We start from the raw sequence: 2,807 nt of genomic DNA, 5'->3' as shown, positions 1-2,807 counted from the left end.
GGACGATGGGGCTGCAGATGAGGGGGAAGGCCGCAACATGCCCTGACTAACGCCAGGACCCGCGCACGGTTGCGCCAAGGACCGCTGACAGCCGACAGCCGGCAGCCGCGGAACGGTTCCGAGAGATCGCGGGCCGCAACCCCGTCCGCAAGATCCGCAACGACATCCGAACCGCTATACGGCTTTGCCCTGCGGCCTCTCCGCCTAGTACCGTGGGGGGCGATTGGTGACAGCCCGCTCGGCTGTGTCATCATCTGCACGCACCACTCGTACTGACGCGGGCGGTTGTGCTGGAGGCGTCGCCTAGTCCGGTCTATGGCGCCGCACTGCTAATGCGGTTTGGGCCTTAAAGCCCATCGAGGGTTCAAATCCCTCCGCCTCCGCTCTGCTCCCGAAGCCCCGGTCCCCGACGACCGGGGCTTCGGCCGTTCGTGGCCGGGATGCTGGCTCCCGGAGGCGTCCGCGGCGGGTGGCGTCGGAGCCATCGCTGGACCGTTTTTGCAGGTCAGTCCGGGTGCGGTAAACGGATTTCGCCTCACGCCGCCAGTCATGTAATGTTGTTCCCGCAACGCCGACCGGGCCGAAAAAGCCCGGAAGGAAGAGCAACACAACAGAACACACAGGCACTCGTAGCTTAACGGATAGAGCATCTGACTACGGATCAGAAGGTTGCAGGTTCGAATCCTGCCGAGTGCGCACAGGCCAGGGGCCCCGGAGAGATCCGGGGCCCCTGGTGTTTCGGGGTTTGATCGTCCGTACTCACCCCGGTTGGGGTCGCAGGCGGTGGTGGTGGTCGCCCTCCTGGTTCATGGCGGCCGCGGTCGAGGGGGCGGGAGTTGGTGAGGTCACGGACTTGCTCCTGCTCCACCGCCCTAACGCAGTCACAGCTCCACACGGAACTCAGCCTCGGGCACCCTCCTCCGCAACACGGGTATGTGCGCGTGGCATCAAAGAGCCCCAACCGCGCTGGGGGCGTGGTTCTCTTCGCGAAACGCTCGTGAAGCACCCATATGGAGCAAACCCATCACTCGGTTGGCGGGCATCTGCTCCCTTGTGTCCGGCGTTGGTGGGGTATGACTGCAGCGACGTCCTCAACTGCGCCATGGGGCCCTTCGCCCGGCGCGGATTCCCGCTTTGGTGGCCGTGTGCTCTCGCAGGGAGGGTGGACCTTCGCGCCGTGGATCCGCACTCCTGGTGGATCAGCTGTCGGAAGGCAGGGGAACCGGGGAGGGGGGTTCCGTCATGTCTGAGACGTACAGCGGTCATGGAATGGGCGGGACCCGCCTCGATCCGGGCGCCACGGCATGGCCGTACACGGACTCCGAGTACCCCTACGCGGGGGCCGGAGAGCAGCCTTTCACCTCGTTCGCCCCCTTCACCCCGTCGTGGGACCCGGCGGAGGAACTGGCCTACCTGCTGAGCGACCAGGCCGCGGTCGAGGGCGGTACGTTCCCCGCGGACTCACCTCCGGACGAACCCGCCGAGGAAATGTCCGCCGCCGAACGGCTCGCCGGGCTGACGCAGGTCACCGAGGAACTGCCGCGCGTGCGCAGCGCACCCGGACATCGGCGGGTTCCCCCGCGAAAGCCCACGCTCAGTCCGGTGCAGAGGGTCAGTTACCTGATCATCGCGGTCGCGGCCGTCATCGTCTCGATGGTCAGCGTGCTCGGCGGGGTCATCGCCTACGACCCGCTCCGCCGCCTCCCCGGCATCCACACCGCTTACGGCGCGGGCTACTTGTGGCCGCTGCTTGTCTACGGCCCCTGGCTGGTCGCCACCCTGTCCATTCTCCGCGCCGCTCTCCACCGGCGCCGTGCCGCGCACTCCTGGTGCGTCGTGCTCTTCTTCACCAGCGTCGCGATGCTCCTGTGCATCGCGCAGTCGCCCAGGACCATCACCGGTGTGGCAACCGGTGCTCTTCCCGCCCTCGCCTCACTCGCCTGCTTCCAGCAGCTCGTCCGTCAGATCACCCTCACCCGGCCGCCCCGCAAGACCGTCCGCCGGCGTCGTGCTTCCGCGCCGCCTCCTGCGCCCGCCGCCACCCATCCGAAGAAGAAGGCCGGCGCCTGATCTCCGTCGCCGCGGGAGGGCTCAGTTTTCGTCCCGCTGTTCCTCCAGGTACTGCTTCATCACGCTGCCCGTGCGGCTGAACCAGTCGTGCAGGACCGCGATCTCGTCGGCGGAGTAGTCGGCGAAGAGTTCGTTGAGGCGTTCGTAGAACGGGGCGTAGAGGGCATGGGCCCGTTCGGCGGCGTAGGCGGTGGCGGCCACGCGGACTCGTCGGCGGTCCTCGGGGTCGGAGCGGCGGGTGACGTAGCCGGCGCGTTCGAGACGGTTGAGGATGCCGGTCACCGCGCCCGTCGTGACATGGGCCCGGGCGGCCAGGTCGCCGGCCGTGAGCAGGTTCTCCCCCGCCTCCAGGACGTAGGCGAAGCAGGTGAGGTCCGTGACCGTCACGCCCAGGCGCTCGGCCATCTCCTGCTGACCGATCATGCTCGTCGCGATCAGGTGGTCCATCGCGGTCAGTGTCTCCGCGGGAGTGGCGGGTGGACGGGGTTTGCCCTGCATGGTCGTTCCTCGGCAGTCGCTCAGCGGAAATCTCTTAGTGCGTGAGAAGTTTATGTGTTTAACTTCTTAGTAATGAGGGGTTGATGGATTCTAAGGCGGGGTGAGAAGGGGGGCGTACGGCGTGAGCGCGCATCAGTACGACGAAGGGCACACCGTGGCGGGGTGGACCGGGTTCGGTATCGCCACCGTCGGGACCGTCGTGGTCGGGGTCGGGATCTGTACGGGCAGCGCTTTGGGGG

At 67.3% G+C, this 2,807-nt stretch carries 2 protein-coding genes, 2 tRNA genes and 1 pseudogene; 4 read left to right on the top strand and 1 reads right to left on the bottom strand.

What is annotated here, in order from left to right; genetic code table 11:
• Positions 1-292 precede the first annotated feature (292 nt).
• The 3 genes from FNH04_RS44195 to FNH04_RS44185 all read left to right on the top strand — a co-directional run bounded on the left by FNH04_RS44195 (position 293) and on the right by FNH04_RS44185 (position 2,070).
• Positions 293-383: transfer RNA gene (locus tag FNH04_RS44195), tRNA-Ser, on the top strand.
• A gap of 240 nt (positions 384-623) precedes the next feature.
• A tRNA-Arg gene (locus FNH04_RS44190) sits at positions 624-696 on the top strand.
• A 546-nt stretch (positions 697-1,242) separates the two neighbouring features.
• On the top strand, positions 1,243-2,070 hold the full coding sequence (locus FNH04_RS44185) for a DUF2637 domain-containing protein (RefSeq protein WP_152791869.1): 828 nt from the start codon (positions 1,243-1,245) through the stop codon (positions 2,068-2,070).
• 21 nt (positions 2,071-2,091) lie between these two features.
• Here FNH04_RS44185 and FNH04_RS44180 read toward each other — a convergent pair whose 3' ends face one another.
• On the bottom strand, positions 2,092-2,568 hold the full coding sequence (locus FNH04_RS44180) for a MarR family winged helix-turn-helix transcriptional regulator (RefSeq protein ID WP_152791868.1): 477 nt from the start codon (positions 2,566-2,568) through the stop codon (positions 2,092-2,094).
• Positions 2,569-2,689: 121 nt separating this feature from the next.
• Between FNH04_RS44180 and FNH04_RS49205 the strand changes: the two are divergent.
• A pseudogene (locus FNH04_RS49205) lies at positions 2,690-2,807 on the top strand (HGxxPAAW family protein); the annotation flags it as partial.

The sequence above is a fragment of the Streptomyces phyllanthi genome (assembly GCF_009377205.1).
Classification (GTDB): domain Bacteria; phylum Actinomycetota; class Actinomycetes; order Streptomycetales; family Streptomycetaceae; genus Streptomyces; species Streptomyces phyllanthi.
Note: the sequence above shows the minus strand (reverse complement) of the source record. Positions and strands in the feature narration are given on the sequence as shown.